Genomic DNA, 25620 nt, shown 5'->3' with positions numbered 1-25620 from the left:
TTATTTAAAATTACTTTCGCCTCTGCCACCGCCAAGCGCCTGATACAGGCTCACAACAGACTGGATCTGATCAAAACTATCCTTAACACCCGTAAGTTCTGCGCTCAGCAACGATTGCTGTGCCGTAAGCACTTCCAGGTAGTTGGAAGAACTAAGCTGCATAAGCTGCTTGGTTTTATCTACCGCGCTACGTAACGATTGGATCTGCATCTCGCGCTGTGTACGCTTTTCGCCTGCCGCTTTGTACTTGAACAACGCGTTGCTCACCTCCGTACCGGCATTCAGGATGCTGTGTTCGAAAGCGAGACGGGCCTCTTCCTGCTGAGCTTTGGATATTTTAAGACGGGCAATATTCTGACCCTTGGCAAACAGCGGTTGTGTAAGCGAACCTACAGCCGAAGCCAGGAACTTGGCCGGATTTACGATCATACCACCCGCACTGTTGGTCCACCCCGCCGATCCGCTCAAGGTAATCTTTGGATAAAAGGCAGAACGAGCCTGGTTGGTTGCGTAATAGGCACTGGCCAAAGCCATTTCGGCCTGCCTTACATCCGGGCGGTTCGATAACAGCTGCAAAGGAACACCCGCCGAAAAGGTATCCGGCATTTCCTGTTCCTCCAGCGTAGCACGGTCTATACGTTGCGGAGTCTGTCCCAGCAACAGCGAAAGGGCATTTTCCGTTTCGCGGATCTGACGGTGAATCTCCGGCAGCGAAGCCTGTACCTGATAGTAATAAGCCTCACTTTGAGCCACGGTAGCTTCGTTGGTCATACCCAGATTCTTCAACGCCTTCATAGCCCTTACCTGCTCGCCCCAGCTAGCAGCTGTCTTCTCTGTAATTTCGAGCTGCTTGTCAAGCATCAGCAAGGTATAATAGCTGTTGGCTATGTTGGCTATGACCTGTGTCTGCACCGCCTGGCGGTATGCATCTGTTTCAAGCAACCCGGCTTTAGCCCCTTTCGCGCCATTCATCAAATTACCAAACAAGTCAATCTCCCAACTGGCACTGGCAGGCAACGAATAAGTCTGAATCGCCTTACTGCCGTCAAAACTATTTACAGACGCATTGGGTGTAAGAGCCAGCGACGGAGCAAAGGCCAGGCGGGCCGCAAGCAATCCGGCCTTAGCCTGTTCAACACGCAGTAAAGCCGTCTGCATACTTATATTCTCTGCCAGTCCCTGTTCAATCAGTGCCTGAAGTCTGGCATCGCGGAAAACCTCCTTCCAGGGAAGGTTTCCAAAGTTGGCCGTATCAGAAACCAGGGTATCGTTTACACTTACCGTATCGCGATACACCCCGGCGGTTTGTACTTCGGGCCGTTCGTATGATTTGTAGATGTGGCAACTGCTCAGCAGAGCCGTTGCACACATCCATCCTATGATTTGTATTTTCATGCTGTTATTCTTTATCAATATTACTATACTGTGCCAATTCGGGTACAACCTCTTCTACATCCATACCCGTTTTCTCGATCGGTTTGATCTTTTCCTGCAGGTATTCAAATACCACAAACAATCCCGGTACCACAAATATCTGGAATATCACACCGATAAGCATACCGCCTACAGCACCTGCCCCCAGCGTTTTGTTACTGTTTGCACCAACACCCGAAGCGAACATCAGCGGAAGCAGACCGATAATCATGGCCAGCGAAGTCATCAGAATAGGACGTAAACGGGCGGTGGCACCTAATACGGCCGACCACTTGATACTCATACCCGATTTCCTTCTCTGCAGTGCGAACTCCGTAATAAGGATAGCATTCTTGGCCAGAAGACCAATCAACATGATCAAGGCAATCTGCATATAAATGTTGTTTTCCAATCCAAACAGCTGAGCAAAAACAAAGCTGCCTGCCAGACCGAACGGAATGGATAAAATAACAACTAAAGGCAAAATATAACTTTCGTACTGGGCACTCAGCAACAGGTAAACGAATATAAGACACAATGCAAACACAATGGCCGTAGTTCCGCTACCCGTGCTATGCTCTTCGCGGGTCATCCCCGAAAATTCGTAGCTGTAACCAACCGGCAAAGTTTCGGCAGCCACCTCTTCAATAGCCTTGATAGCCTGTCCGGATGTATATCCCGGAGCCGCGGCACCATTCAGACCAATGGATGTGTACATATTGAAACGGTTGATAACCTGAGGTCCGTACACTTTGGTAAGCGTCATAAACTGAGAGATAGGCGCCATCTCGGCTCCGTTACGAACAAATATCTTGTTGAGCGATTCCGGGTTAATACGGTCTTGCGGATCAGCCTGGATGTATACACGATACAATTTACCAAACCGGTTGAAGTTAGACACATACATACCACCGTAATATCCCTGAAGCGTGGTTAACACCGTGCTCGGACTGATGCCCGCCTGCTTACATTTGGCAGCATCCACATCAACCAGGTACTGAGGGAAGGTTGGATTGAACGAAGTTTGTACAACCGCCACCTCCGGACGCTGCATCAGTTTACCCATAAACTCCTGCGTGAAGCCGAAGAATTGATTCAGGTCGCCCCCGGTTTTATCTTCCAGGTGCATTTCAAAACCACTGGTTGCACCATAACCCGTAATCATAGGCGGAGCGAATATAAATATCTGGGCATCCTTAACCTTGGCCGTTTGCTGGTACAACATACCGATAACGCTGTTAACATCCTGTCCTTTACCTTTACGCTCGTCCCAGTTTTTGAGTCGGCAGAAATAGGTACCATACGAACTACCGCTACCGGATAAAAGTCCGTATCCGCTAATCTGGGTACTGATATCGATCAGGGGATTAGCCTTCAAAATTTCATTCACCTCGGCCATGGCAGCCTCGGTACGTTCGAGTGATGTACCCGGAGCCATGTTTACAGCCATCATAAATGTACCCGTATCCTCATTCGGAACCATTCCGGAAGGAGTTGTTTTCATAAAAAATACAAGCGCAACAATACTTACCACAACCAGACCCATCGAAAGCCAGCGGTGATTGATAATCCGGGTGATACCACCTTTGTATTTACCCAGAAGCATATCATACGAAGTATTGAACGCAATATGGAAACGATCAATAAAGCTTTTACGCTTGCCGTTTTCACCCTCGCCATGTTTCGGACTCAGGAAAATCGCACACAAAGCCGGACTCAGCGTCAAGGCATTCAAGGCAGAGAAGCCGATAGCCACAGCCATGGTTATACCAAACTGGCGATAGAATACCCCGGATGTTCCGCTCATAAAGCTTACAGGGATAAATACGGCCATCATCACAAGCGAAATAGAAAGGATAGCACCCGATATCTCACTCATCGCATCCAGCGAAGCCTGTTTACCCGACTTATAGCCCTGGTCCAGCTTGGCATGCACCGCCTCGACGACGACTATCGCATCATCGACCACAATCGCAATGGCCAGCACGAGGGCACTCAGTGTAAGCAAGTTCACACTAAACCCAAACAGGTACAACATAAAGAAGGTGCCGATCAGCGAAACCGGGATTGCAATGGTTGGAATAAGCGTAGAACGGAAGTCCTGAAGGAAAATGTATACAACCAGCACCACCAGGATAAAGGCCTCAAGCAACGTACTCAATACCTTGTTTATAGAAGCGTACAGGAAGTCGCTTGTGTCCATCTGAACATCAAACTTCAACCCTTCCGGCATCTCCTTTTCGGTATCCTTTATAAGACTTTTAATATTACCGATAATTTCCGTAGCGTTCGAACCCGGAGTCTGGAAGATAATCATAACAGTAGCCGGATGACCGTTGGTGTAGGTGTTCACTGTATACGATTGGGCACCCAGTTCGATACGGGCAACATCCTTCAGTCTGAGAACTTGTCCGTCGGTTGTAGCTTTCACCACAATATTCTCAAACTCTTCTGTTTGCTGTAATCTACCTTTAGTCTTCATAATATACTGAAACGACTGACCGCCGTTCTCACCAAACTGTCCGGGCGCCGCCTCGATATTCTGTTCGGCCAAAACCGCCGTTATATCATTAGGCATCAGCTTATACTGCGCCATAACCTCCGGTTTCAGCCAGATACGCATTGTGTACGTACGAGCACCCGGAGACATGGCATCCCCTACACCGGGTACACGCATAATCTGCGGGATAACATTGATGCTGGCATAATTCTGAATAAACGTCTGGTCGTATTTGTTATCCGGACTGTTTAACGAAAGCACCATCAACATACTGGTCTGCCGTTTGGCCGTAATAACACCCACCTTGGTAACCTCGGCAGGCAGCAGACCCAAAGCCTTCGATACACGATTCTGCACGTTTACCGCCGCCATATCGGGGTCGGTTCCCTGCTTGAAATAAATCTGAATCTGTGCCATCCCGTCGTTGGATGCAGAAGATGTCATATACATCATGTTCTCCACCCCGTTGATCGACTCCTCCAGAGGAGTGATAACACTATTCATTACAGTCTGGGCATTTGCACCCGTATAAGAGGTACTTACCGAAATAGTAGGAGGGGCAATATCCGGGTACTGCTCAACAGGCAGCGACCCAAGCCCCAGTATACCCAGGATGACGATAAAAATGGAGATAACCGTCGAGAGTACGGGGCGATTAATAAATCTATCTAACTTCATATTTTTCTGTTTTAGTATTCACTTCCTTATTTCGAAGCTCCCTGGGCAGGACTATTAGCTCCGGTATTTTTTGCGGCAGCCTGCTCCGGAGTTACCGCTTTGATCTGCATACCATCTTTAAGCGAAGAGATGCCTTCTACAACAATCTTATCGCCGGCCTTCAGACCCGAAGTAACAACGAAGTTCTTACCATCATCCAAAGTGAATATTTCAATAGGAGTACTTTTAACAGTAGACTGTTCGTCCACCACATAAACAAAACGTTTGTCCTGAATCTCGAAAGTAGCCTTCTGCGGAACAACGATGCAGTTGGCCATCTTTGCCGGAATCACTACAGTTCCGGTACCGCCGCTTCGAAGGATATGGTTCTTGTTTGGGAATCTGGCACGGATGCTTACCGATCCGGTTGCCTGATCAATCACACCACTCATGGTTTCAACCTTTCCGCTATCGGCATATATGCTTCCGTCAATCAGTTTAAGCTTAACAGCAGGCATCGTATTCAGAATATCTTTAGAAGAAGTACCGGTCGAGGTATAGCCAAGCAACTGACGCTCGGTCATCGAAAAATAGGCATACATCTCCGAAATATCCGATACCGTGGTAAGAGGAGTGGCAATGCTTGGGCTAACCAGACTACCTACACGGAAAGGAATACTTCCCACAACACCGTCCGACGGACTGGATACGCGGGTATACGACAAATTCTTCTCGGCACTGATAAGCTGGGCGTTAGCCTGAGCCAATACAGCTTTGCTGGACAACAGCGAATTCTCTGCCATCTGCAATTCGTAAGCACCGATAATATTGTTCTTAGCCAGTTCGCGCTTATTCTGTGCAGTAAGCTCGGCGGTTGCAACATTGGCCTTGGCCACTTGTACCGTTGCCCGGGCTGCATTGGCAGCCTCTTCGTACTGAACAGGATCGATAATAAATAAGGTCTGTCCCTTTTTAACGACAGAACCTTCATCTACAGCCAGCCGGGTAATAAAGCCCGATACCTGCGGACGGATTTCAATGTCTTGTTTTCCTTTAATTACAGCCGGATACGAACTGCTAAGTTCAACATCCGCACCCGATAGAGTTATTACAGCCAGTTCTTTTATTTGCTGACCTCTTTGCTGGTCTTGCTTCCCGCAAGAATTGAGTGATAAACACAAAAACAATACTGCGGCTACCGAAACGGATGCCGTAAATAATCTTCTTTTTTCTTTGCTCATAAAACTACCTATTGTTTGGTTGTATTCTTATTTTTACTTTTCGATTCACAAAGTAAGAACTAATTTCATAAAGAATCTAGTTCCAAACATTGCAAATACTGTTCCAAATGTAATCTTATCTGTGTTTTATAGTGAAATAATCCTAAAAAATGTGGTCAAAAATAGAAATTTAATCTGTTTTTAACATAAAAGCTGCCACTTTATTGAGGGTTTAACCCTATTTGTTGGCAAATAATGGAGGCGTTTGAGCAGCCAGTGCCATCAGCTGTTCAGACTCAAGTGGCGTAATGGGTTTATAGTCTTTCATAAATTCGATGGCTTTTAGAAACAATGTCGATTTTCCGGGAGGAATGGCTGTAGCAATCTCCTTCGAAAGAGTGAATTTCAAGGCCAGCTTCATGGTCTCTTCGTCGGTTACCGGCTGGTACCATACATTTTTGTCGTACTTTTCCTGTCCGGGTTTGTTGGCCGTAAGCGCCATAGCCTTCAGTGCGATAACACCCATGTTGCGCGACAATGCTTTTTCATAAATCTGCGGACCGAAATCGCCTGCGTTCCAGCATGCGAAATTCAAGGGAAACATAGCTGTGTCGAAATCATATTTCTCCATGGCAAGCAAAGCCGCTTCAACCGAATGAGCCGAGAAACCTACATAACGTATCTTGCCATCCCGTTTTGCCTTCTCAATCACCTCCATGGCTCCGCCCGGAGCAAAAGCCTTCTCCACATCATCACGCGTAGTGATGGCATGTAGCTGAAACAGGTCGAAGTAATCTGTCTCAAGATAGGTAAGCGACTGGTTCAATGTTTTCTCCGCACCCTCACTGCCTCTTTCGTGTGTTTTGCAAGCCAGGAAGCAATTCTTTCTGTATGGTTTGAGGGCCGGACCCAACTTTGCTTCGGCATTACCGTAACTGGGTGCCACATCAAAATAGGTAACCCCCAACTCTATTGCCTTTGAAACAATTTCTTTGGCAAATTCAGGCGAATGATCATTCAACATAATACCCCCGAAAGCAATGGACGAAACCCGCTCGCCCGTTCTGCCTAAAACCCGTTTAGGTAGCTCGAAATTGTTGCTCCAGGTAGATCCGAAAGCCCTTACCTGCGGAATGCTGAGTGCCAAACTACCTAATGCAGCGGCATGAATAAATTCTCTTCGTTTCATAGGATCGTATTTGATTGATTGAAAGTGCAATATATAATTTAAAACCAAATACTCTGCCATTAGGTTCTGAATTTTTAAAAACTATCTGTTATCTATCATTTTTAGGGTCTACTTCTCTGTAAAACAAGATGATACAAGCTGACAGATGCCTTTTTGCATCTATCATCTATCTGTCATCTGTCATTAATCAAAATTCGCCCGCAACGTAAACCATAATTTTTATTTACAATAATAGTGCTTTTTATAGGGTAAACTGGTTGTAAATCAATAGGATTAATTATATTTGCATTAAGTGTACGAATCGTTTGACATATGTCGAAATCTATTTTGATATATGTGGTAATGCATTATGACAATTGTCGAAATGCATTTTGACAATTGTAGGACGATTTGTTCACTTAACCAATGAAATTTAAACATAAACTAAACGTAATAATTTATAACTATGGCAGCAAAGTATAACCTATTCAAAAATCCGCCCAAAGGGAACAAGAGTGAGCAAGAAACGTTTCATGCGCGGATTGTGCCCGGAAGAACCATTCAGACCGAACAGATTGCCCGCGAACTGGCCACCATGTCGTCCGTTTCCACCGGCGATGTTATAAGCGTGCTCGACAATCTTTCCTACATGATCAGTGTACACCTTAAAGAGGGAAATATCGTAAATCTGGATAAGATAGGCCATTTTTCCATTTCAGTATCCTGCCCGAAACAGCTTACCGGAGATAGAAAAATACGCTCGGCATCTGTCCGTTTCAAGAAGGTAAACTTCCGGTGTGCAAACGAACTTAAGCAGAAATTCGTCTCAATGACCATGAAAAGAGAGCCTTCCGGAAACGAAAACCCATTAACTCCGCAGCAACGGCAACAAAGAATTCTCGATTTCCTGGCTAAGGAGACCAGTATAACTTCCACCCAGTGCATTTCTCTTAACGGCTGTACCCGTTATGCGGCAATCAAAGACCTTAAAACTCTTACCGAGGCCTCTAAAATAAAAAGATTGGGAGTTGCCAAGAGCATCATCTACATCTTACCTTAAGAAGATAAAAACAAAAAATACCTGATATATTCTTAAAAAAAATAATATGTCAGGTATTTTTAGTGTGTTTTGTTTGATAAGTTGATTAAATAAATTAGATTTGTCAAATAACTATATCGTATAAATTATGAAAGAACACATAGCCCTTATATTATGAAAAACTACCTTCGTCTAATTCAATTAGCACCCAAAATGAGGTATCCTTTTACAAGGAAGTATCCAGCTAACAGTTGTCATTGGTGTAAAACAATGAATGTCATTAAAATATCACCATATTAATTAAGAAACTTTGCATACGAATCATACATTTGTGAATGAATAGAATACAATGAAATACCTATAAATATGAAAAGAATAATGAATATTTGGATTATTGGACTTTTTCTTCTGCTGAATTTAGGAGGATGCAGCTCGAAAAAAGCAGAAAAGAACATTGTTAACTTTACCCGGGATGATTTTAAAGAACAGGTAATACTAAGTAACCCTGAATTAATTACGCTGGATGATTCTACATTAAATGATCCTGCAGCATTTTATTTGATGCATGATAGTATTATTATTGTACAGAATCAGCCTCATTGTGATCATTTGATCGAACTATTTTCTCTTGATAGCCGGAAGATCGTGACTCAGTTTGCATCTAAAGGGAATGGACCGGGAGAATTTAACACCTGTTACTGCTATGTGCCAAACAGTAACGACTCTGTATTTTATCTGAAAGATGATGGCGCTTACTCATATATAACGGTTGATTTGAATTCAACACTGCACTCAAAAAAACTAGTTGCAAAGAACCGTTTTCAGTATAATCCTGAATTACATTATTATGTTGAAATATGTCCGATTGATGATAGCCATTACATAGGTTATCATATGTGGTATTTAAATGACTCTACATATAATAATAATGTGACTGCCCTTAAAAAATATACAGTCAATGAAAATATTGAAGAGTCTAATACTATGGAGGCTGCAATGTCTAAGTACAAGTACTTTGTTGCATCTGTAAATGATGTCCATTTATTTATGAATCAAACAAGAAATGCTTTTTGGATGGCGGATGCACATAAAGATAAAATCGAAATTTACGATGAATCGTTGAACCTGGTAAAAACGCTTATAGGTCCTGACAATTATAATTTTAAATATTCTTTGCCTCAAAGTAACAGTCCAATTCCATTTGTTGGATTTGAAGGTGATAAAAGTTATAAAACCTATTCGTCTTTCACGGTAACCGACAAACATGTTTATATTTTATATCAGGGAATAAATGGAGTCGTAGATGATACTGAAAATCTTAAACCAGTAGAGGTTTTTAAATTTGACTGGGACGGAAATCTTCTTTGCAATTATAAGTTGGATCGTTTCGTATACACATTATCGGTAGATAGTAAGGAAGAGTATCTTTATTGTTCCACATTTAAATCGCCAAAAGATATTCGAGAATTTGTAAGGTATAAACTTTAGTTATTACTTATTGAGCTTTGATCTAAATAATCTATGGAAAAAATTAAACTGATATTATTCCTTTTAATGCCGTTGTTCTGCTTCATATCGTGTGTTGAAAAGAAAGCTAAAACGAAGAAATCCTATATGCTGGAAGTATCCGACAAACAGTTGTCGTTTGCTCTTGATCCCAATACCAAAACTTTTATTCTGGCATTGTTTCCCTTTACGGATGAAAACGGGAAAGAGCATTTGACCTTTCAAAACCAGGATCAAAATGAAATACTGTTTTACGATATGAATTCCGGTAAGCTTGAATTTAAGGTTAAACCAGCCTATGAAGGTCCTAATGGAGTTGGCAAAGTTATCGGATACTATGTGCATACCTTAGACAGTATATTTCTGACCGCTGCATATGAATGTAATATTGCATTAATAGATAGAAAAGCAGAATTAAAGGGTATTATTAGTTACGAAAAAGCCACAGATGGTACAAAACTAACACAACATTGTGCATTATCATCTACATACTGCCCTATTATAATGATTGATAATGAGATGTATATAATGTCCGGATGCAACAGATGGTTGGATAAAGATCCGGTATCTGCGGTAATTAATTTGAAAGACAAAACCATACGTGCCTTTCCTTATTATTATCTCTCCTTTCCCGGAGCTGATAATAAAGCAAAAAGATTTGGAGTGGAAGAGGGTCTGAGTCGTTGTTTTGATGGTAAGCATTTTGTTTATTCATACCACTTTGATGAAACTATTTATATTGCATCGCAAGAGCATGATTCTATAAAACCGGTGAAGGTAAAAAGCAAGTATATCGACAAAGTGAGAATGCTGGATGATTATGGTAATCTAACATTCATTGATGCGTGCGAAAATCCCAATTACGGTAATTTACTTTTTGATAAGTACAGAAATGTCTATTACCGCATCGCCTATCCGGAAACGAAAATAGAAAAAGGCGTAAATGGGTTGGAACTCTTACAATACGGACGAAAAAGATTCTCAATAATTATATTAGACAAGGATTTTAATATCATTGGAGAAACGCTTTTCCCGGACTATACATATAATTCCACCGTGATGTTTATTCGCGAAGATGGTCTTTACATAAGTGATAGCCATTATCTGAATCCTGATTACAACGATGATGTGTTGAGCTTTCGTAAATTTAACCTGGTTGAGAATTGATTATTAATTAACTTGTAAATATTGACAAATGAAATATGTATTAGCTATTGCTTTATGTGTTTGTTTTTCTTGCAGTGATAACTCAAGTGTAAGAAAAATGAATGATGTTTTTAGTGACGATGTGAAATTGGTGGCTGAAAAAATGCCGGTAAAGGAGGTTCTTAACCCAGGAAACATTGTTAAATTGAAAGATTACTTGATTGTACAGAACGAATATATATCTGGAGAGGATTGTTTTTATGTCTATTCGCTGGATAAAATGAAGTTTTGTTTCAGTTTCGGACGGTTGGGACAGGCTGATGGAGAATTTATAGCACCTAGGATAGTGCAAAATAATACTGGAAACAGTTTGTCAATATTTGATTCTGCCCGCGATAAAATCTTCGTTTACGATGTTTCAGATACAAAACCTCAATTAGTAAATGAAAGAAAAATGATAGATATACAATATCCAACACAGGATATTTCGTATGTAAATGATTCCATTGTTCTTTTTCAAACTATGGGACGAATAGGTAATAAATTGTATAGCTATAACTTGAACACGAATAATACGCTTGATTCATTAGAATTTGATTCTGGGCTAAAAGAGGTAATGGATAGTAAATACAACTCTAATTATGATGTGTTTAATCTAGCGAATGTAGGCCGCAAGTTTGTGGTTGGATTTAATTATATAAACGAATTCAAAGTGGGAGAATTGGATGATGATTATAGATTTCAGGTACATGAAGGAGCTAAACTGAAAAATTATGGCTTAGCTCCTACTAATCCAGATAAATTGTATAAAAACTATTTTTACTATATGTTCCCAAGTGCTACATCGGAATTGTTATTTTTGCCTTATTTAGGTCAAGAGGCCACTATCTTACAGCCTTTTCCCATTAACCTGAAGGGACGTCATTTCGATTTTTATATCGAGGTGTACGATTGGAACCTAGCCCCGGTAGCAAGATTAAAATTTGATAATGATTTAATAAGACTATGTATTGATGAAGAGCGTCATAAAATCTATACATGGAACCCCCTGGAAGATTTTGATAATGTATTGGTATATTCTATTGAAAACATAGGTCGGGATGTGAATTAATGTGTTTGAAATCAGATATATACACTGCTTGTCATTGCGAGTAAACTGAGCCTGTAATTTAAACTGTGTTATTAAAGAAAAAATATTAGCTTTAATAACACACTTGAAAATTACAGGCTCTTTTATATAGTAGACTACTATTCCGACTTAATGCAATAGTAATGTTATCGTATTTATTGAAAACTAGTTGTTAATAAATGTAGGTTTGAAATATTAATTGTATATTTGTTTTATTTTAAAATTAGATATTTATTTATTAAAGGTTTGCTTTTAGAAGCATCACTAGTTTTTATTTCTAATATAGCTTTATAATTATGAAATTAAATATTATTATTATAATACTATTGATATTAACAGGCTGTAAACAAAAGGATAATTCCTTAGCCTTATTTTCGGATGTTATACCTAATCAATATGAAAAAAATGTTCATGACATGGACATTGCATCTTCTCAAGCGATAGACATAGCTGTAGATAAAAATCAATTAGTAGACAAAATAAAGATTTCATCATGGGTATAAATAACAGTTCAAAAGTATACCACCATTCCAATTGAAAAGTATACCAGCTAATCAGAAAAAATAGAGGCTAATGTCAGCACTTGATGGAGTGCAGGCGTAGCCGAAACGGAATCAAGTGCTGACATAATTAATCAAGATTAAGCACTACTTCCATAACGTTTAATTTCTTTGTGATGTAAAAACCAGCACAGAGATAAAATGATTAGCATGAAAGACAAATCAGAAATTATCAGATTACGAAATTATGAGGGTTTGAGTGAAAGGGAAATTTCACGCAGACTAGGTTTTAGCCGCATTACGGTTCACCGTATCCTGGATGAGTATACCAAAGCCCTGAAGGAACAGGAAGGGGATAAATCCAGGATAGAGGCGTATATATTAACGCCCCCAATTTATAAAACAGAAAATCGTCCCAAACGACGTCTTACCGAGAATATCATCCGTATTATAGACCATTGTCTGGAGGAAAACGAAATTAAGAAACGGTCCGGGCGTCATAAGCAGCGTATGTTCAAACAAGATATACATGAGTTGCTAGTGGAAAAAGGTTATGACATATCCTATTCTACAGTATGTGGTTATATCAGCAACCAAAGCAGTCAAAAAGAAAAGGAAAGCTTTATCAAACAGGGTTATATCCCGGGTGAGAAGGCGGAGTTCGATTGGGGGGAAGTAAAGCTTTGCATAGCGGGTCGTTGGCAGAAACTGTACATGTCCGCATTTGCTTTATGTAGCAGCAATGGCCGTTGGGGGGATCTGTTTCACCGGCAAGACACGCTGGCCTTTATGGAATCTCACGCCAACTATTTTGAAGAATGTAAAGGTGTTCCCCATGAAGTTGTATACGACAATATGCGTGTAGCCGTAGCTTCTTTTGCCGGAAATGAAAAGGAACCAACCCAGGCTCTTCTTCGAATGACGGCATTCTATGGCTTCAAATACCGGTTCTGTAATGTCAGACGAGGAAACGAAAAAGGACATGTGGAACGTACGGTGGAGGTTTTGCGCCGCAAAGCCTTCTGCCTAAAAGACACTTTTGATACCATAGAACAGGCAACGGAGCATCTGCACCAGACCTGCAGGAAGCTAAACGCATCCGAAGATATCAGGCCAAAACTGGAGGAAGATCTTCGCTCGCTGTTACCCTATACAACACCAATGGGTTGTTTTGAAAGGCGAGAACTCAAAGTAGATAAATGGTCTACCATCACATTGAATACCTCCCATTACTCTGTACCCGACACGTTGGTAGGCAGAATGGTCGAGGTTAAAATATTCAGTGAAAAGTTACTGATATATATGGACAATGCCCCTGTGGCGGAACATGAACGTTCTTATTATTCAACCTGGTCGCTCAATCTCAATCATTATCTACAGACACTGAAGCGAAAACCGGGTGCTTTAAGTGGTTCTGTTGCGTTATCACAAGCTCCGGAATCAATCAAAGAGCTGTATTATAAGTACTTTACGGATAATGGAAAGTCTTTTGTTGACCTGCTTATCTTCGCAAAAGAACATGCAATCTCTTACGATGAAATCGCTCTTGCTGGCAAAGAAGCCGAACAGTCCGGAATCAAAACAGTTACAGCAGCACATATTACAACCTTGCTATATAACAGGCTCAATCAAACACCTCCGCTTTACAAGCATGAACAAAAAGACGAGATAGAAGATTTTGCCATCAAGCAATTATCCATGTGGTCTATGATGATGAACAACAACTCTAAAATAGTATAATAATGAAAGAAAATGAATCCAACCTAAGGCAGCAAATAACAGACTTGTCGAAAACGCTGAAGTTGCCTTCCATTCGCAAAACATTGCAAGATACCACACAGGAAGCTGTTTGCCACTCCTGGAGCTATGAACAGTTCCTCTTCACCCTGCTTCAGAATGAAGACGCACATCGAGAAGAGAATCGTAAAAAAGCTCATGTTAAACGTGCCGGATTCCCTCAGTATAAATACCTGCAGGAATTGAACCGGGAAGAACTGCCCGATGATGTAAGAATCGTATTGCCTGAATTAGAAACTCTTGAGTTTATTAAAAACGCTCAGAATATAGTCCTTGCCGGCAATCCGGGAACCGGAAAAACCCATATAGCCATCGGCCTTGGTATTAATGCATGTAAAATGGGATATAATGTGTTGTTTACTTCCATCCCCCAGTTGCTTACTCAGATCCGGGAATGCCGTTCGGCCAGAACGCTGCACCAGCTGGAGTTGAAGTTTATTAAATACGATCTGGTAATATGTGATGAGTTTGGTTATGTATCCTTTAACAAAGATGGTGCTGAAGCCTTGTTCAATCACCTTTCCTTAAGGACTGGACGAAAAGCAACAATTATTACTACCAATCTGGCTTTCGATCGATGGAAAGAAATCTTCGGAGATCCAATCCTCACGGCCGCAATGGTAGATAGATTAACCCATAAAGCATATCTAATAAATATGAACGGTGATTCTTTTAGAATGAAAGAAACTCAAAAATGGATCAAAAATAAAAGAATCTAACCTGCGTTTAGATAACTTTTTTTATCTTCGCAAACAATGAGCACTGGTATACTTTTCAACTGGAATATGGTATACTTTTCAATTGTTATATACACATGGGTCGATTCTATAACCTTTGTACAACTTTCCAGCAGCGATAATGCTTTAATTGGTTCAATAAACAAATTGATAACAAAATCAAATGATATTTATATATTGGACAGATATAAAACTAAATCTTTAAAGAAATTCAATATTAATGGCGTGTTTATAACGGATATAGGTAGATTTGGTGAAGCACCTGGAGAATACCAAGAGCCAACAGACTTTATTGTTAATGACAGCCTTATTATTGTTTATGACCAATTTGCTAGTCGTTTTAATTATTATACATTAGACGGTAATTTTCAATATTCGAAGAAACTTCCTTTTTTATGTTTAAGGTTTAAACAGGTTTCAGAAAATAATTTCATTTTTTATACACAAGATGCAGATAACCAACATTTATCATCAATAGAAAACTATTCTATATTTCAAACAGATAGTAATTTCGTTATAAATGAACGATGTTTTTACAGAGAACGTGATAAATACACGAGTATTATTAACGACTATAATTTTGTAGATATAAACAACAGGTTGTACTGTCACCCATCATTTAGTGGAAAAATATATGAAATTTTCAACGATGGTAAGTATGCATTGAAAATAAATTTAAATTTTGGTAAACATCAATTACCTGAAGAATATTTGTTAAAAGAGAATTGGAATGATTTTAAGAATGAAAGTGCTAAGGATAGATATAGCTTTTTTTTAGGTGAATATTTAATTACAAATGATGTCCTTTATTTCTCTTACACTCAACAACATGAAGCAGTTAGATGTTTCTATTCTTTTAAAGATAAAAAATTAGCAAGAAGTTCAATAATGGTAAATGACTTGCTACCGATATTCCCATTTGCAAATTTTATTGGTGTAGACGGTAATACTCTTGTTAGTTATGTATTCCCTAGTGATATTATAGCTATTAGAGATAATTATTCTTCTTCAGAATGGTATAAAATGGTTGGTGAAAAAGCTTGCGAAATTACGAAACAACTCAAAAATGAAGATAATCCTTTTATAGTATGGTATCATCTCAAAAAACAATGAGTCTACATAAATCCTGATGATTGTCTGTTAAACCTTCAATTGTTAAACTTTCAATATCTAAGCTTTGATAATGAGTTTATAGCCGTATCCTCTAACGTTTTCAATTGTGATTTCCGGACAGTCAGCCAGATTGTTTCGTAGCCTCTTGATAGTTTGAGTAAGTCTTTCTTGTCCTTTTACTTCAATTTCACCCCAAATCTCATTGATAATTTCATCATAAGGTATGATTTGATTTGGTCTTTTCAAAAATAAAGTAAGTACTTTGCATAATAATTCTGTTAAAGGGATAGTAGACTCGTTTCGAATTAAAAGAAACTTATTGGTATTTAAATAAATAGCATCGTTAATGTAAATGTTACTTTCATTAACTATTAGTGTTTTTTCTGCCTTTACTACTGCGTCTTGATTCAATGTTAGACGACTTTGTTTGGTTTTTTTCGTGCCTAAAATAAACCCTACTGCTGTAAGAATCCATAAAATAAGGATAAAAAATAGTTTCTCTTTCCCAGCTTTAAGCACTAGCAATACTGGCAGATCAACAAAGGCTTCGAGAGATATTTCTCCATGAACGCCATACTTAATTATACCTGTAGTATAAGCGGTCTTAATAAATGAAGAATCGTCTAAACTAACTATACTCTTGTGCGTAATATTATCCGTGTATCTAACGGCTGTTTTTGCATTTAGTTTGTTGCTTTTTAATTGAGAATTAAAGATGCTGTCTAGAGAAGTAACCTTAATTGGATTTATATGATACAGAAGGGTCTGATATATATATAGTACTCCCTCTTTTTCGACCACTTGATCAGCCTTTTACCTATATGAAGGCCTTTTAATATTTTTATTCGTTTTTTTCTTTTCAATGCTTTTTTAAGGTATGAGTAGATTCATGCAAGGCCAACCCGTAGCTTTAGCGAAGGGTTGTTCATTTTAGCCTTTCAAGAATCGGAGCATACCTTTTCTTTGCATTTAAAAGAAAAGAACGCTCAGGCAACCGTTTTATACACCACACCGGGAATTTGTCTTCCTATCCCCTGATGCGCCCGGTTGTAGTTGTAATATTGCATATATTTCCTGATTCCCTTATAAAGCTCCAGTCCGTCATCACACGGATTCAAATATACATACTCTTGTTTGATCGTGCGCCAAAATCGTTCAATCCAGATATTATCCTTGGCACGTCCTTTTCCATCCATGCTTATTTTAATACCATTTTCTTTAAGCGTTTCGATCCAAGACGGATTGGTAAATTGAACACCCTGGTCGGAGTTGATGATTTCCGGTGCACCATACTTTCTGATCGACTCTTCAACCAGATCCAGGCAAACACTTTTCTCAAGTGTGTTGGATAAGCTCCAGCCCACAATGTAGCGGCTTTGCACATCCATGATGGCTGTTAGATACATAAACCCCTGTTTCATAGGAATGTAACTGATATCTATGGACCACACCTGATTTGTCTTTACAATATCAAGTCCCCGAAGCAGATAAGGGAGGATGTACTTGCGGGCACCCGGATTACTCAAGCTTTTTTGAGGATATTTGACCCGGATATTCATCAAGCGCATCAATCGTCGGATTCGTTTGTGGTTTATCTGAAATCCATTTAAACGAAGCATATCCTGCATCCCCAACACGCCACAAGTGGGATGTTCAATATGGTGCTTATCCATCTTTTGCATTATTTCCAAATTTTCAGGACTTTCTCCTATCGGTTTGTAATACAGTGTACTTCTTGGTATTTCCAATAATTCCGTTTGTGAACGAACGCTGAGCTCTTTATGCCTGGGATTTACAAGTTGTCTCATTTCTTTTTTAGACCGGCTCTCTTGCAGGCATCTGCTAAAAAATCCCGTTCGACGGTCAGGCGGCCGATCGTAGCATGTAGTTTTTGAATTTCCTCCTCACTGTCCTCTTTTTCAGCTGATCGAGCACCCTCAAAAACCTTGCTGCTGCCATTTAAAAACTCTTGTTTCCATTTACTGATCGTCATGGCACTTACTCCAAAGCGATGAACCAACTCACTTAGCGTTTCTTGTTCCTTTAAGGCTGCAATAGCAACCTTGGCCTTAAATTCGGCCGTGTAATGTGTTCTTTTCCCCATCTCTAAAATACTCTTTTTTAATTCAAATTAAACCCTTTTTATTCGACTTCACAAGTGGTCCAGGTTTTGGGGAGTATTATATATATGCTTTAAGCTGTCTGGATTAGGAATGACGGTCTTGTAATCATTTTTGATAATATATTTTTTTGATGAAGATCGTTGATTCGATGCAGATTTATCGGTGGTTATTGCAATGGAAGACCCAATGCTATAACTTGTATTAGTTTCCTCGTTTCTTTTATTCTGATCTATTTGTATTGTCTTAATAAATAATTGATCAATCTTTCTGCAACATCTATTCTTTGTGAAAATAAATGAAAGATAAAATAGATACCCTAGCGTAAGAGTTATGATAATAAATAGTAGTATGATTGTGTTTTTTTTTCTCATATTTTGTTTTGTCAGTTATGGTATTGAGCATAAATATATTAATAGCTTTCAATCTTTATTTTTGCTATTGTTGTCTTTATTGTCAATTTTAAGTTGATACCCTGCTCCTCTAAGATTCTCAATAATAATCTCAGGAAATTCTTCCAGACTTTCTCTAAGCCGTTTAATAGACTGAGTAAGTCTTTCCTGGCCTTTGTTTTCGATAGGTCCCCAAAGCTGATTTATAATTTCTTGATATGTAAGAAAATAGTCAGGACTATTAAGCAATAATGCCAGTAATTGGATTGATTGTTTTGTTAATGGACCGGATTTGTTGTTTCCAACTAATTGGCATAAGCTTGTATCCAATATGAGTTCATTATTGATAGTAATGCAGTGACTAGATCCATTACAGGTATTCACAGCCGGGCTGCACAACTGGGTTGCCTTTCTTTTTATATCTTTTACTAATATGATTATTGAAGGAATAATTAATATAAGCCATATAGATATGATCGTTAATAGAGCAATTGATTCGTTAAATAAAATATATAGAACAGGCAATTCAGTTGAAGCCTTTAAAGATATTTCGTTTAGAATCCCGTAATCATACCTTTTTGTTGATATTACTGATATACCATTAAGCGTATCTTTTCTGCTGTATAAAGTATCTTTATTCATATTGTCGATATACAAAATAGCTGTTTTAACATCTGGAATTTCGGCCGATAATTCTTTATGAAATATACTGTCAAGCGTTTCAATTTTTATAGGATTGGTAGAATAAAGAAACGTTTGAAATGAATTATTCATCTTTTCAGAATTGGACAGCTTTTTCATCCGTTCGGTTTTCTTTATTCTAATTGTTGGTTTGCCTTCTTCCTGTATTGTCGCATATTCTGAATCCCCTTTCTGATTTGATAAAATTACATAGGGTATATTTAATTGCTTTAATCTTGATTTCCAATCTGTTTCGATAGATCTATTAAAAGCTTCGACCACTTTTTCCCTATTAGCCTCTACCACTTTCTTATAGTTCAATAGAATGAAATGCCAACAAATGAGGCTTGTAATTAGAATGAATAAAAGTATTATGGTTTTTTTTATCATTGGTGTCAGCATTAGTTATATGTTAATTATTAAAGTACAAAAATATAAATAATTAATGAATAGTGCAATGGCTCTATCATTTTCTATGTCATTAAAATGTCATTAATGACAATGTTAAAATATCACCAAATTGTCATCGCCAAAATGGCTATTATACAATTATGAAATATACTTTTAAAGTCGTAAACGAATAATGATTGTATTAAACGAATATTTACATAACGTCAAAACAAATGAAAAAAATTAAACAAGCTTTATGTTCAGCCTTATGCTAACTACATTAACCATTCAATATATATGCCGTAATAAGGCGATTTCTTACGGATTATAATTGTAATTTATTAATAGTGTGATTTTCCTTATCATCTTAACCATTACCGGGATCGTTCGGTAACGAACAGAGTGAGGGACGGATGCTTTTTCGAATATCTGAGTATAAGGCTCCGTCCCGTACACTTGTTCAAAATGAAAGGAAATAATAATGTTATTGGGAGAAGATATAAAATAGTTGAGATTAAAATAACTTTAGCCTGACATTAATTCTTAGTTAACAACATGTCAGGTCGTTTATTTGAATTTCTATTGTATGTTGCCATTTTTTAATTAATTTTGAAAACTCAGGGAATCATTTGATGATTGTATATTAATATTTGGAATAATATTGAATTAAATAGAAAACTGAAATAATATGAAAAGAATTTTCTTTGTTGTTCTTTTATTCTGTATGCTTTCTTGTAAAGGGAAACATACGGAAAAGGATGTGGTTGAAGTGATGAATGAATTGCGAACGATTAAAATAGAGTTGGCAGATACTGCATTTAGAAATGTAAATCAATTGCTTGAAATGAGTTCTTTTGTCGTTTTGGCAAATGATGAGCCGTTGGGTGGTGTTAAACGGATTATTGTTGATGATGAAAGAGTTTTTGTATTAGATGACACGCCTAAAATAGTGTGTTATAATATGAAAGGAGAGATTGAATATCAGATCAATAATAAAGGTGGTGGTCCCAAAGAGTTTTTCAGCCTACTGGACTTTACAATAAATAAAGTATCCAATCAATTAATAGCATATGATAGCGGAAAACGTCAACTTAATATTTATAATTTAAATGACGGGCAATTTTTATCGTCGCTCTCAACTTCAACGTTTGCTCCCATGGGCATGGCATCTGTTAATGGCGTTTTCTTTTTTGACAACCCTGACCACTTTAATTATCCAGACAATAAAGAGTTGCATTATTCTCTTCTTTATTCTACGATTGGGAATAAAATAGATAATAGATTTTTTGAGCATGATGAAATTTCAAATTATAGTATGAACTATGGTGAGGGCCATCCTTTTTTCTATAATAATGGCAGCTTATTATACAATAAAAGGTTTGATACTATGGTTTATCGTCTCGTTCCCAATAAATTAATACCATATTTAAATATTGAATTACCAAATCCTCTACCTGATGAGTTGTTAAAAGATAGGATTCAACCCATAGAGCTGGTTAAAAATGATTATTCCTTTGGTATAACCAATCTTTATCAGTGTGATGATATTTTATATTTCTGGTTTTCGAAAAGCGGTTTTTATCAGACTGTATTTTATGATTTGAAAAAGAATAAAATAATTTATGCTGGAAATAAGGTGTCGAATAATCCGGTAAAAGAGCTTCCTGTATTTTATCCTGTTGTTGGAGTTTATCAGGACTGCTTCTTTTCACTTGTATCTCCAATGACTATTCTGGAAAAGTTGTCAATTGACGCCAGTGTTTTCCCAAAAGAATTACAAGAAATTAGTGAGGATAGTAATCCAGTTTTGATGTTCTATAAAGTGAAGAAGTAGACAGGAGTATTATGAATGGTAATTTATATTAAATTATTGATTAGAATAGATTGTTTAGTGAATTAATAATTATATTTGGAGTTCAGCATGCTTTGTTTATCCAATGAAACTAAAAAATATATGAAACACACTTATCTGGTTTTTGCTTTCTTTCTTTTAGGTACAATGGCTTGTGGCAGCGGCGAAAAGAAATCTGTGGATGACGAAGCTGTACAAACAGTGCTTCCCGACGAAAAGAATGTGGTAACGGTAATTAATCTTTTGCCGTCTCAATTTGATCATGAATTGCTTAGTAACGGAAAGTTGTCTGCCCGCAGGCAGGTGGAGTTGAAGTTTCAGTCCGCTGAAACCATTGCTGCCGTATATGTAAAGAATGGCGACCGGGTACAAAAGGGGCAAAAGCTGGGTGAATTGGATAAGTTTCGTTTGCACCGGCGGACCGAAGCGGCGAGGGATGCTTTGTCAAGAGCTCGCCTGGAATTGCAGGATGTTCTGATTGGTCAGGGGTATGCCTTGGCCGACTCTGCCAAAGTCCCTGTGGCTACCATGCAGTTGGCCCGCGTTAAAAGTGGCTACGATAAGGCTCGTATCGATTACGATCTTACTTTGTTCGAAGAGCAGCATGCTGTACTCACTGCTCCGTTTGATGGTATAGTTGCCAATTTATTTACCAGGGCCCTTAATACGGCTTCTCCACAGGAAGCTTTTTGTACCGTAATAGATAATCAGAGTTTGGAGGCGGATTTTACCGTACTGGAAAGTGAGCTGGCTTTAATAAAGTTGGGCGACAGGGTACGTGTTTCTCCTTTTTCTGCTCCGGATGCCGAAGTGGAGGGTCGTATCTCCGAGATTAATCCGCTTGTAAACGCCGATGGTATGGTTAAGGTGAAGGCTGCGGTTTCGGGTGGTGGCAAATTGTTTGAGGGGATGAATGTACGTGTGCGTATCCAGCGATTGCTTGGTAAAAAGCTGGTGGTTCCTAAAGAGGCAGTGGTATTGCGTTCGGGAAAACAAGTTGTTTTCACGCTCGAAAAGGGCAAAGCAATGTGGAATTACGTAACTACCGGACTGGAAAATGTGGATAGTTATACGGTGGAAGATGGATTAAAAGAGGGTGACGTGGTGATTGTGAGCGGAAATATAAACCTGGCCCATGAGGCTCCTGTATCTGTACTATGATTAAATTCTTATTACAACGGCCTATCGCGGTGCTGATGGCCTTTACGGCTTGTTTTATCTTGGGCCTGGCTACCTATTTTTCGTTGCCGGTGAGTTTGCTGCCCGATATCGCCATTCCCGAAATAACGGTGCAGGTGGCGGGCGAGAACAGGTCGGCCCGCGAGCTTGAGAATACAATTGTAAAGCCGATCCGGCTACAGCTGATGCAGTTGTCCGGATTGCGTGACATCAAGAGTGAAGCGCGCGACGGTTCGGGGATTATTCGTCTGAGCTTCGACTTTGGAACGAATACGGAACTGGCGTTTATTGAAGTGAATGAAAAGATTGACGCGGCGATGAATTATCTTCCGCGCGATGCGGAACGTCCGCGGGTGGTAAAAGCAAGTGCTACGGATATTCCGGTGTTTTGTCTGAACCTGACGCTTCGTTCGGATAAAGGTGGTGAGCAGGATGAGGAGGCATTTCTTAATTTGAGTGAATTTGCCGAAACCGTAATTAAGCGTCGTATCGAACAGCTTCCGGAAGTGGCGATGGTGGATATGACGGGGCAGGTGGGGCGTGAGCTGCAGATTGTTCCGGACCGTGCAATGATGGAGATGGCGGGTATAACCCAGGAAGATATTGAGATGGCGTTGACGGCCAACAATATCGAACCGGGTAGTATGACGGTGCGTGATGGCTATTACGAATATAATATTAAATTTTCGACATTGCTTCGTACGGAGGAGGATGTCAGGAATATATACCTGCGAAAGGGGGGACGGATATTCCAGCTGAAGGACTTGTCTAAGATTTCCATCATTCCGGAGAAGTCGGCAGGTGCTTCTTTGTCGGCCGGAAAGCGGGCTGTAACACTGGCTGTAATAAAGCAGGCCGACGAGAATATGGATAATATGAAGGAGGCTTTGCAAGAAACTATGGATTATTTTGCAGGTATTTATCCGGATATTGAATTTAGTATTTCGCGAAATCAGACGGAGTTGCTGGACTATACGATCTCAAACCTTAAACAGAATCTTTCTCTGGGATTTGTATTTATCTGTATTGTAGCTGTACTCTTTTTAGGGGATGTTAAAAGTCCGGCAGTAATTGGCTTGAGTATGGTGGTTAGCATGGTTATCAGCCTGCTATTTTTCTATCTTTTTAATATGTCGCTCAACATAATCTCGCTTTCGGGCCTGATTCTGGCACTGGGTATGATGATAGACAGTTCGATTGTTGTTACCGAAAATATTGCCCAGTATCGTGCCCGGGGTGAAACGTTGGAGAGGGCATGTGACCTGGGTACAACGGAGGTTATTACGCCGATGCTCAGCTCCACACTTACCACCATTGCGGTTTTTGTTCCTCTGGTGTTTATGAGTGGAATTGCCGGTGCAATTTTCTATGATCAGGCTTTTGCAGTTACTGTAGGCTTGATGGTGAGTTATTTTACCGGAATCGGATTGTTGCCTGTACTATATAAACTGGTCTATATGCATGGAAACCGTGGCTGGTTAGCCAAACAATGGGGGCACGATTCAGGCAATAACAGGTTACGGGCATGGTACGATAAGGGTATTGATTTTGTATTCAGACACAAAAGAAGCAATGTGTTGGCTTTGGTGCTTACCATACCGTTGTGTGTGTTTTGTTTTTATCAGATCCCTACGAGTCGTATGCCCGAAATTGATCAGAATGAACTTATCATGCGGGTGGAATGGAATGAAAATATTCATTTGGACGAAAATAGGGCAAGGGTTGAAGCTCTTTGCAATCAGGTGGATAGTATGGGGGCGGAACATACGGCTTATATTGGTAGACAGCAATTTTTGCTGAACCGGGATAAAGAATTGTCTGCAACTGAGGCTGAGGTGTATTTCCGTACATCCGATCCGAAAGAGATCGATCCGTTGCAAAAGCGTATCTCTAAATGGATTAAACAGAATTATCCTACGGCTGTTGTTGCCTTTTCGCCTCCCGAAACAGTTTTTGAGAAATTGTTCGTAACCGGCGAAGCGGATGTGGTAGCCGAATTGTATGCCCGCAATAAAGCGCTGGCTCCGAAAGCCGATTCGATCCGGCTGATTGAACAAGGGATTGCGGATGCTACGGGATTGAATCCTTCGGGTGTGGCATTCGACAATCAACTGAATATTGCTGTTGATCAGGAAAAGTTGCTGCTGTATCAAGTGCCATATAGTGAGGTTTACAGGGTTTTGAAAACGGCTTTCCGAGCCAATCAGGTGGCTATGTTGCGTTCGTTTCAGCAGTATTTACCAATTACAGTTACCGATAAAGAGCGTACAGTGAATGAGGTATTGGAGAATACGCTTGTTTATACACAACCGAAGGATGGGAACGGGGCTCCGACTCCCGTTCCTTTACGCGAGTTGGTTACGGTTTCGCATGGGGAGGATCTTAAAGCAATTACTTCGGGGAAGAACGGAGAGTTCGTTCCGTTGAGTTTCTATAAAGTGGATGATGCGGAGGCTTTGATGACGGGGGCCCGCGATGAGGTGGCAAGAACGAACAAATGGGATGTGGCTTTTTCGGGCGCTTTCTTTTCCAATGCAAAGATGTTGCGCGAATTGGTGCTGATCTTAATGTTGTCTATTTTGTTGATGTACTTTATTCTGGCTGCTCAGTTTGAGAGTTTCCTGCAACCGCTGATTGTATTGGCCGAGATTCCCATCGACGTGGCTGCGGCGTTGCTTATCTTGTGGATAACGGGGCATACCCTGAATCTGATGAGTGCAATCGGTATAGTGGTTACTTGCGGGATAATTATTAATGACTCTATCCTTAAAATTGATGCAATGAATGAGTTGCGTAAGGAGGGGGTACCGTTGTTGGAGGCTATTCACGAGGCGGGGCACCGCAGACTACGACCGATTGTGATGACCAGCTTGACAACCGTTTTCGGAATGGTGCCTTTGTTGTTCTCCTTCGATATGGGGAGTGAGTTGCAGAAGCCGCTGGCTATCGCCATGATATCGGCGATGGTGGTGGGTACAGCGATCAGTTTGCTGGTTATTCCGATGGTTTATTGGTTGATATACAGAAAAAAGGAAATTGTAAAAGCATAAGGGTATGAATAGATATAATTATAAAATAGGA

19 protein-coding genes are annotated in these 25620 nt (G+C 39.7%); 11 read left to right on the top strand and 8 right to left on the bottom strand.

Annotated features, from left to right (window positions below; translation table 11 throughout):
• From F5613_RS03590 to F5613_RS03575, 4 genes are all read right to left on the bottom strand, one after another.
• The gene (locus F5613_RS03590) at positions 1 to 1395 is read right to left on the bottom strand and encodes a TolC family protein (protein ID WP_179398711.1); all 1395 of its coding nucleotides are present in this window, start codon (positions 1393 to 1395) and stop codon (positions 1 to 3) included.
• 4 nt (positions 1396 to 1399) lie between these two features.
• Positions 1400 to 4591 (bottom strand): efflux RND transporter permease subunit, encoded by a 3192-nt coding sequence (locus tag F5613_RS03585; RefSeq protein ID WP_179398710.1) that lies wholly within the window; start codon positions 4589 to 4591, stop codon positions 1400 to 1402.
• A 26-nt stretch (positions 4592 to 4617) separates the two neighbouring features.
• Positions 4618 to 5811 (bottom strand): efflux RND transporter periplasmic adaptor subunit, encoded by a 1194-nt coding sequence (locus F5613_RS03580; protein WP_179398709.1) that lies wholly within the window; start codon positions 5809 to 5811, stop codon positions 4618 to 4620.
• A 217-nt stretch (positions 5812 to 6028) separates the two neighbouring features.
• Positions 6029 to 6979 carry an aldo/keto reductase gene (locus F5613_RS03575; protein ID WP_179398708.1) on the bottom strand — a complete coding sequence of 317 codons (951 nt, stop codon included), beginning with the start codon at positions 6977 to 6979 and terminating at the stop codon, positions 6029 to 6031.
• Positions 6980 to 7424: 445 nt separating this feature from the next.
• Between F5613_RS03575 and F5613_RS03570 the strand changes: the two genes are divergently transcribed.
• The 8 genes from F5613_RS03570 (at position 7425) to F5613_RS03535 (ending at position 15925) form a co-directional block, all read left to right on the top strand.
• Positions 7425 to 8018, top strand: coding sequence for an HU family DNA-binding protein (locus F5613_RS03570; RefSeq protein ID WP_179398707.1), 594 nt, complete (start codon positions 7425 to 7427; stop codon positions 8016 to 8018).
• 345 nt (positions 8019 to 8363) lie between these two features.
• Positions 8364 to 9485, top strand: coding sequence for a BF3164 family lipoprotein (locus tag F5613_RS03565; RefSeq protein ID WP_179398706.1), 1122 nt, complete (start codon positions 8364 to 8366; stop codon positions 9483 to 9485).
• Between the two features lie 33 nt (positions 9486 to 9518).
• Positions 9519 to 10670: a DUF4221 family protein gene (locus tag F5613_RS03560; RefSeq protein ID WP_179398705.1), complete on the top strand. Its 1152-nt coding sequence runs from the start codon at positions 9519 to 9521 to the stop codon at positions 10668 to 10670.
• Positions 10671 to 10698: 28 nt separating this feature from the next.
• The gene (locus F5613_RS03555) at positions 10699 to 11760 is read left to right on the top strand and encodes a TolB-like 6-bladed beta-propeller domain-containing protein (RefSeq protein ID WP_179398704.1); all 1062 of its coding nucleotides are present in this window, start codon (positions 10699 to 10701) and stop codon (positions 11758 to 11760) included.
• Between the two features lie 314 nt (positions 11761 to 12074).
• Positions 12075 to 12281, top strand: coding sequence for a hypothetical protein (locus F5613_RS03550; RefSeq protein ID WP_179398703.1), 207 nt, complete (start codon positions 12075 to 12077; stop codon positions 12279 to 12281).
• A gap of 207 nt (positions 12282 to 12488) precedes the next feature.
• Positions 12489 to 14018, top strand: coding sequence for an IS21 family transposase (gene istA, locus F5613_RS16490; protein WP_179398702.1), 1530 nt, complete (start codon positions 12489 to 12491; stop codon positions 14016 to 14018).
• A gap of 2 nt (positions 14019 to 14020) precedes the next feature.
• On the top strand, positions 14021 to 14794 hold the full coding sequence (gene istB / locus F5613_RS03540; protein WP_179398589.1) for an IS21-like element helper ATPase IstB: 774 nt from the start codon (positions 14021 to 14023) through the stop codon (positions 14792 to 14794).
• A 36-nt stretch (positions 14795 to 14830) separates the two neighbouring features.
• The gene (locus F5613_RS03535; protein ID WP_179398701.1) at positions 14831 to 15925 is read left to right on the top strand and encodes a 6-bladed beta-propeller; all 1095 of its coding nucleotides are present in this window, start codon (positions 14831 to 14833) and stop codon (positions 15923 to 15925) included.
• A 57-nt stretch (positions 15926 to 15982) separates the two neighbouring features.
• On the opposite strand, the gene F5613_RS16630 is transcribed toward F5613_RS03535, so the two are convergent.
• The 4 genes from F5613_RS16630 to F5613_RS03515 form a co-directional block, all read right to left on the bottom strand.
• Positions 15983 to 16726 (bottom strand): winged helix-turn-helix domain-containing protein, encoded by a 744-nt coding sequence (locus F5613_RS16630; RefSeq protein ID WP_179398700.1) that lies wholly within the window; start codon positions 16724 to 16726, stop codon positions 15983 to 15985.
• A gap of 185 nt (positions 16727 to 16911) precedes the next feature.
• Positions 16912 to 17733 (bottom strand): IS3 family transposase, encoded by an 822-nt coding sequence (locus tag F5613_RS03525; protein ID WP_068187386.1) that lies wholly within the window; start codon positions 17731 to 17733, stop codon positions 16912 to 16914.
• Entirely contained in the window at positions 17730 to 18029 is a 300-nt protein-coding gene (locus F5613_RS03520) for a transposase (RefSeq protein ID WP_068187385.1), read from the bottom strand. The genes F5613_RS03525 and F5613_RS03520 overlap by 4 nt, the downstream gene beginning before the upstream one ends.
• Before the next feature lie 438 nt (positions 18030 to 18467).
• Positions 18468 to 19520 carry a winged helix-turn-helix domain-containing protein gene (locus tag F5613_RS03515; protein WP_179398699.1) on the bottom strand — a complete coding sequence of 351 codons (1053 nt, stop codon included), beginning with the start codon at positions 19518 to 19520 and terminating at the stop codon, positions 18468 to 18470.
• Positions 19521 to 20196: 676 nt separating this feature from the next.
• Here F5613_RS03515 and F5613_RS03510 point away from each other — a divergent pair.
• The 3 genes from F5613_RS03510 to F5613_RS03500 all read left to right on the top strand — a co-directional run bounded on the left by F5613_RS03510 (position 20197) and on the right by F5613_RS03500 (position 25589).
• Positions 20197 to 21342, top strand: coding sequence for a 6-bladed beta-propeller (locus F5613_RS03510; protein ID WP_179398698.1), 1146 nt, complete (start codon positions 20197 to 20199; stop codon positions 21340 to 21342).
• Between the two features lie 120 nt (positions 21343 to 21462).
• Positions 21463 to 22521 (top strand): efflux RND transporter periplasmic adaptor subunit, encoded by a 1059-nt coding sequence (locus F5613_RS03505; RefSeq protein WP_179398697.1) that lies wholly within the window; start codon positions 21463 to 21465, stop codon positions 22519 to 22521.
• Positions 22518 to 25589 carry an efflux RND transporter permease subunit gene (locus F5613_RS03500; RefSeq protein ID WP_179398696.1) on the top strand — a complete coding sequence of 1024 codons (3072 nt, stop codon included), beginning with the start codon at positions 22518 to 22520 and terminating at the stop codon, positions 25587 to 25589. Before F5613_RS03505 ends, F5613_RS03500 begins: the two co-directional genes overlap by 4 nt.
• Positions 25590 to 25620: the final 31 nt, after the last annotated feature.

The organism is Macellibacteroides fermentans (genome assembly GCF_013409575.1).
GTDB classification, from domain to species: domain Bacteria; phylum Bacteroidota; class Bacteroidia; order Bacteroidales; family Tannerellaceae; genus Macellibacteroides; species Macellibacteroides fermentans.
Note: the sequence above shows the minus strand (reverse complement) of the source record. Positions and strands in the feature narration are given on the sequence as shown.

Bases quoted from the DNA above. Each gene is read 5' to 3' on its own strand.
- F5613_RS03590 (WP_179398711.1), bottom strand. From the start codon at position 1,395: ATGAAAATACAAATCATAGGATGGATGTGTGCAACGGCTCTGCTGAGC.
- F5613_RS03585 (WP_179398710.1), bottom strand. From the start codon at position 4,591: ATGAAGTTAGATAGATTTATTAATCGCCCCGTACTCTCGACGGTTATC.
- F5613_RS03580 (WP_179398709.1), bottom strand. From the start codon at position 5,811: ATGAGCAAAGAAAAAAGAAGATTATTTACGGCATCCGTTTCGGTAGCC.
- F5613_RS03575 (WP_179398708.1), bottom strand. From the start codon at position 6,979: ATGAAACGAAGAGAATTTATTCATGCCGCTGCATTAGGTAGTTTGGCA.
- F5613_RS03570 (WP_179398707.1), top strand. From the start codon at position 7,425: ATGGCAGCAAAGTATAACCTATTCAAAAATCCGCCCAAAGGGAACAAG.
- F5613_RS03565 (WP_179398706.1), top strand. From the start codon at position 8,364: ATGAAAAGAATAATGAATATTTGGATTATTGGACTTTTTCTTCTGCTG.
- F5613_RS03560 (WP_179398705.1), top strand. From the start codon at position 9,519: ATGGAAAAAATTAAACTGATATTATTCCTTTTAATGCCGTTGTTCTGC.
- F5613_RS03555 (WP_179398704.1), top strand. From the start codon at position 10,699: ATGAAATATGTATTAGCTATTGCTTTATGTGTTTGTTTTTCTTGCAGT.
- F5613_RS03550 (WP_179398703.1), top strand. From the start codon at position 12,075: ATGAAATTAAATATTATTATTATAATACTATTGATATTAACAGGCTGT.
- istA (WP_179398702.1), top strand. From the start codon at position 12,489: ATGAAAGACAAATCAGAAATTATCAGATTACGAAATTATGAGGGTTTG.
- istB (WP_179398589.1), top strand. From the start codon at position 14,021: ATGAAAGAAAATGAATCCAACCTAAGGCAGCAAATAACAGACTTGTCG.
- F5613_RS03535 (WP_179398701.1), top strand. From the start codon at position 14,831: ATGAGCACTGGTATACTTTTCAACTGGAATATGGTATACTTTTCAATT.
- F5613_RS03525 (WP_068187386.1), bottom strand. From the start codon at position 17,733: ATGAGACAACTTGTAAATCCCAGGCATAAAGAGCTCAGCGTTCGTTCA.
- F5613_RS03520 (WP_068187385.1), bottom strand. From the start codon at position 18,029: ATGGGGAAAAGAACACATTACACGGCCGAATTTAAGGCCAAGGTTGCT.
- F5613_RS03515 (WP_179398699.1), bottom strand. From the start codon at position 19,520: ATGCTGACACCAATGATAAAAAAAACCATAATACTTTTATTCATTCTA.
- F5613_RS03510 (WP_179398698.1), top strand. From the start codon at position 20,197: ATGAAAAGAATTTTCTTTGTTGTTCTTTTATTCTGTATGCTTTCTTGT.
- F5613_RS03505 (WP_179398697.1), top strand. From the start codon at position 21,463: ATGAAACACACTTATCTGGTTTTTGCTTTCTTTCTTTTAGGTACAATG.
- F5613_RS03500 (WP_179398696.1), top strand. From the start codon at position 22,518: ATGATTAAATTCTTATTACAACGGCCTATCGCGGTGCTGATGGCCTTT.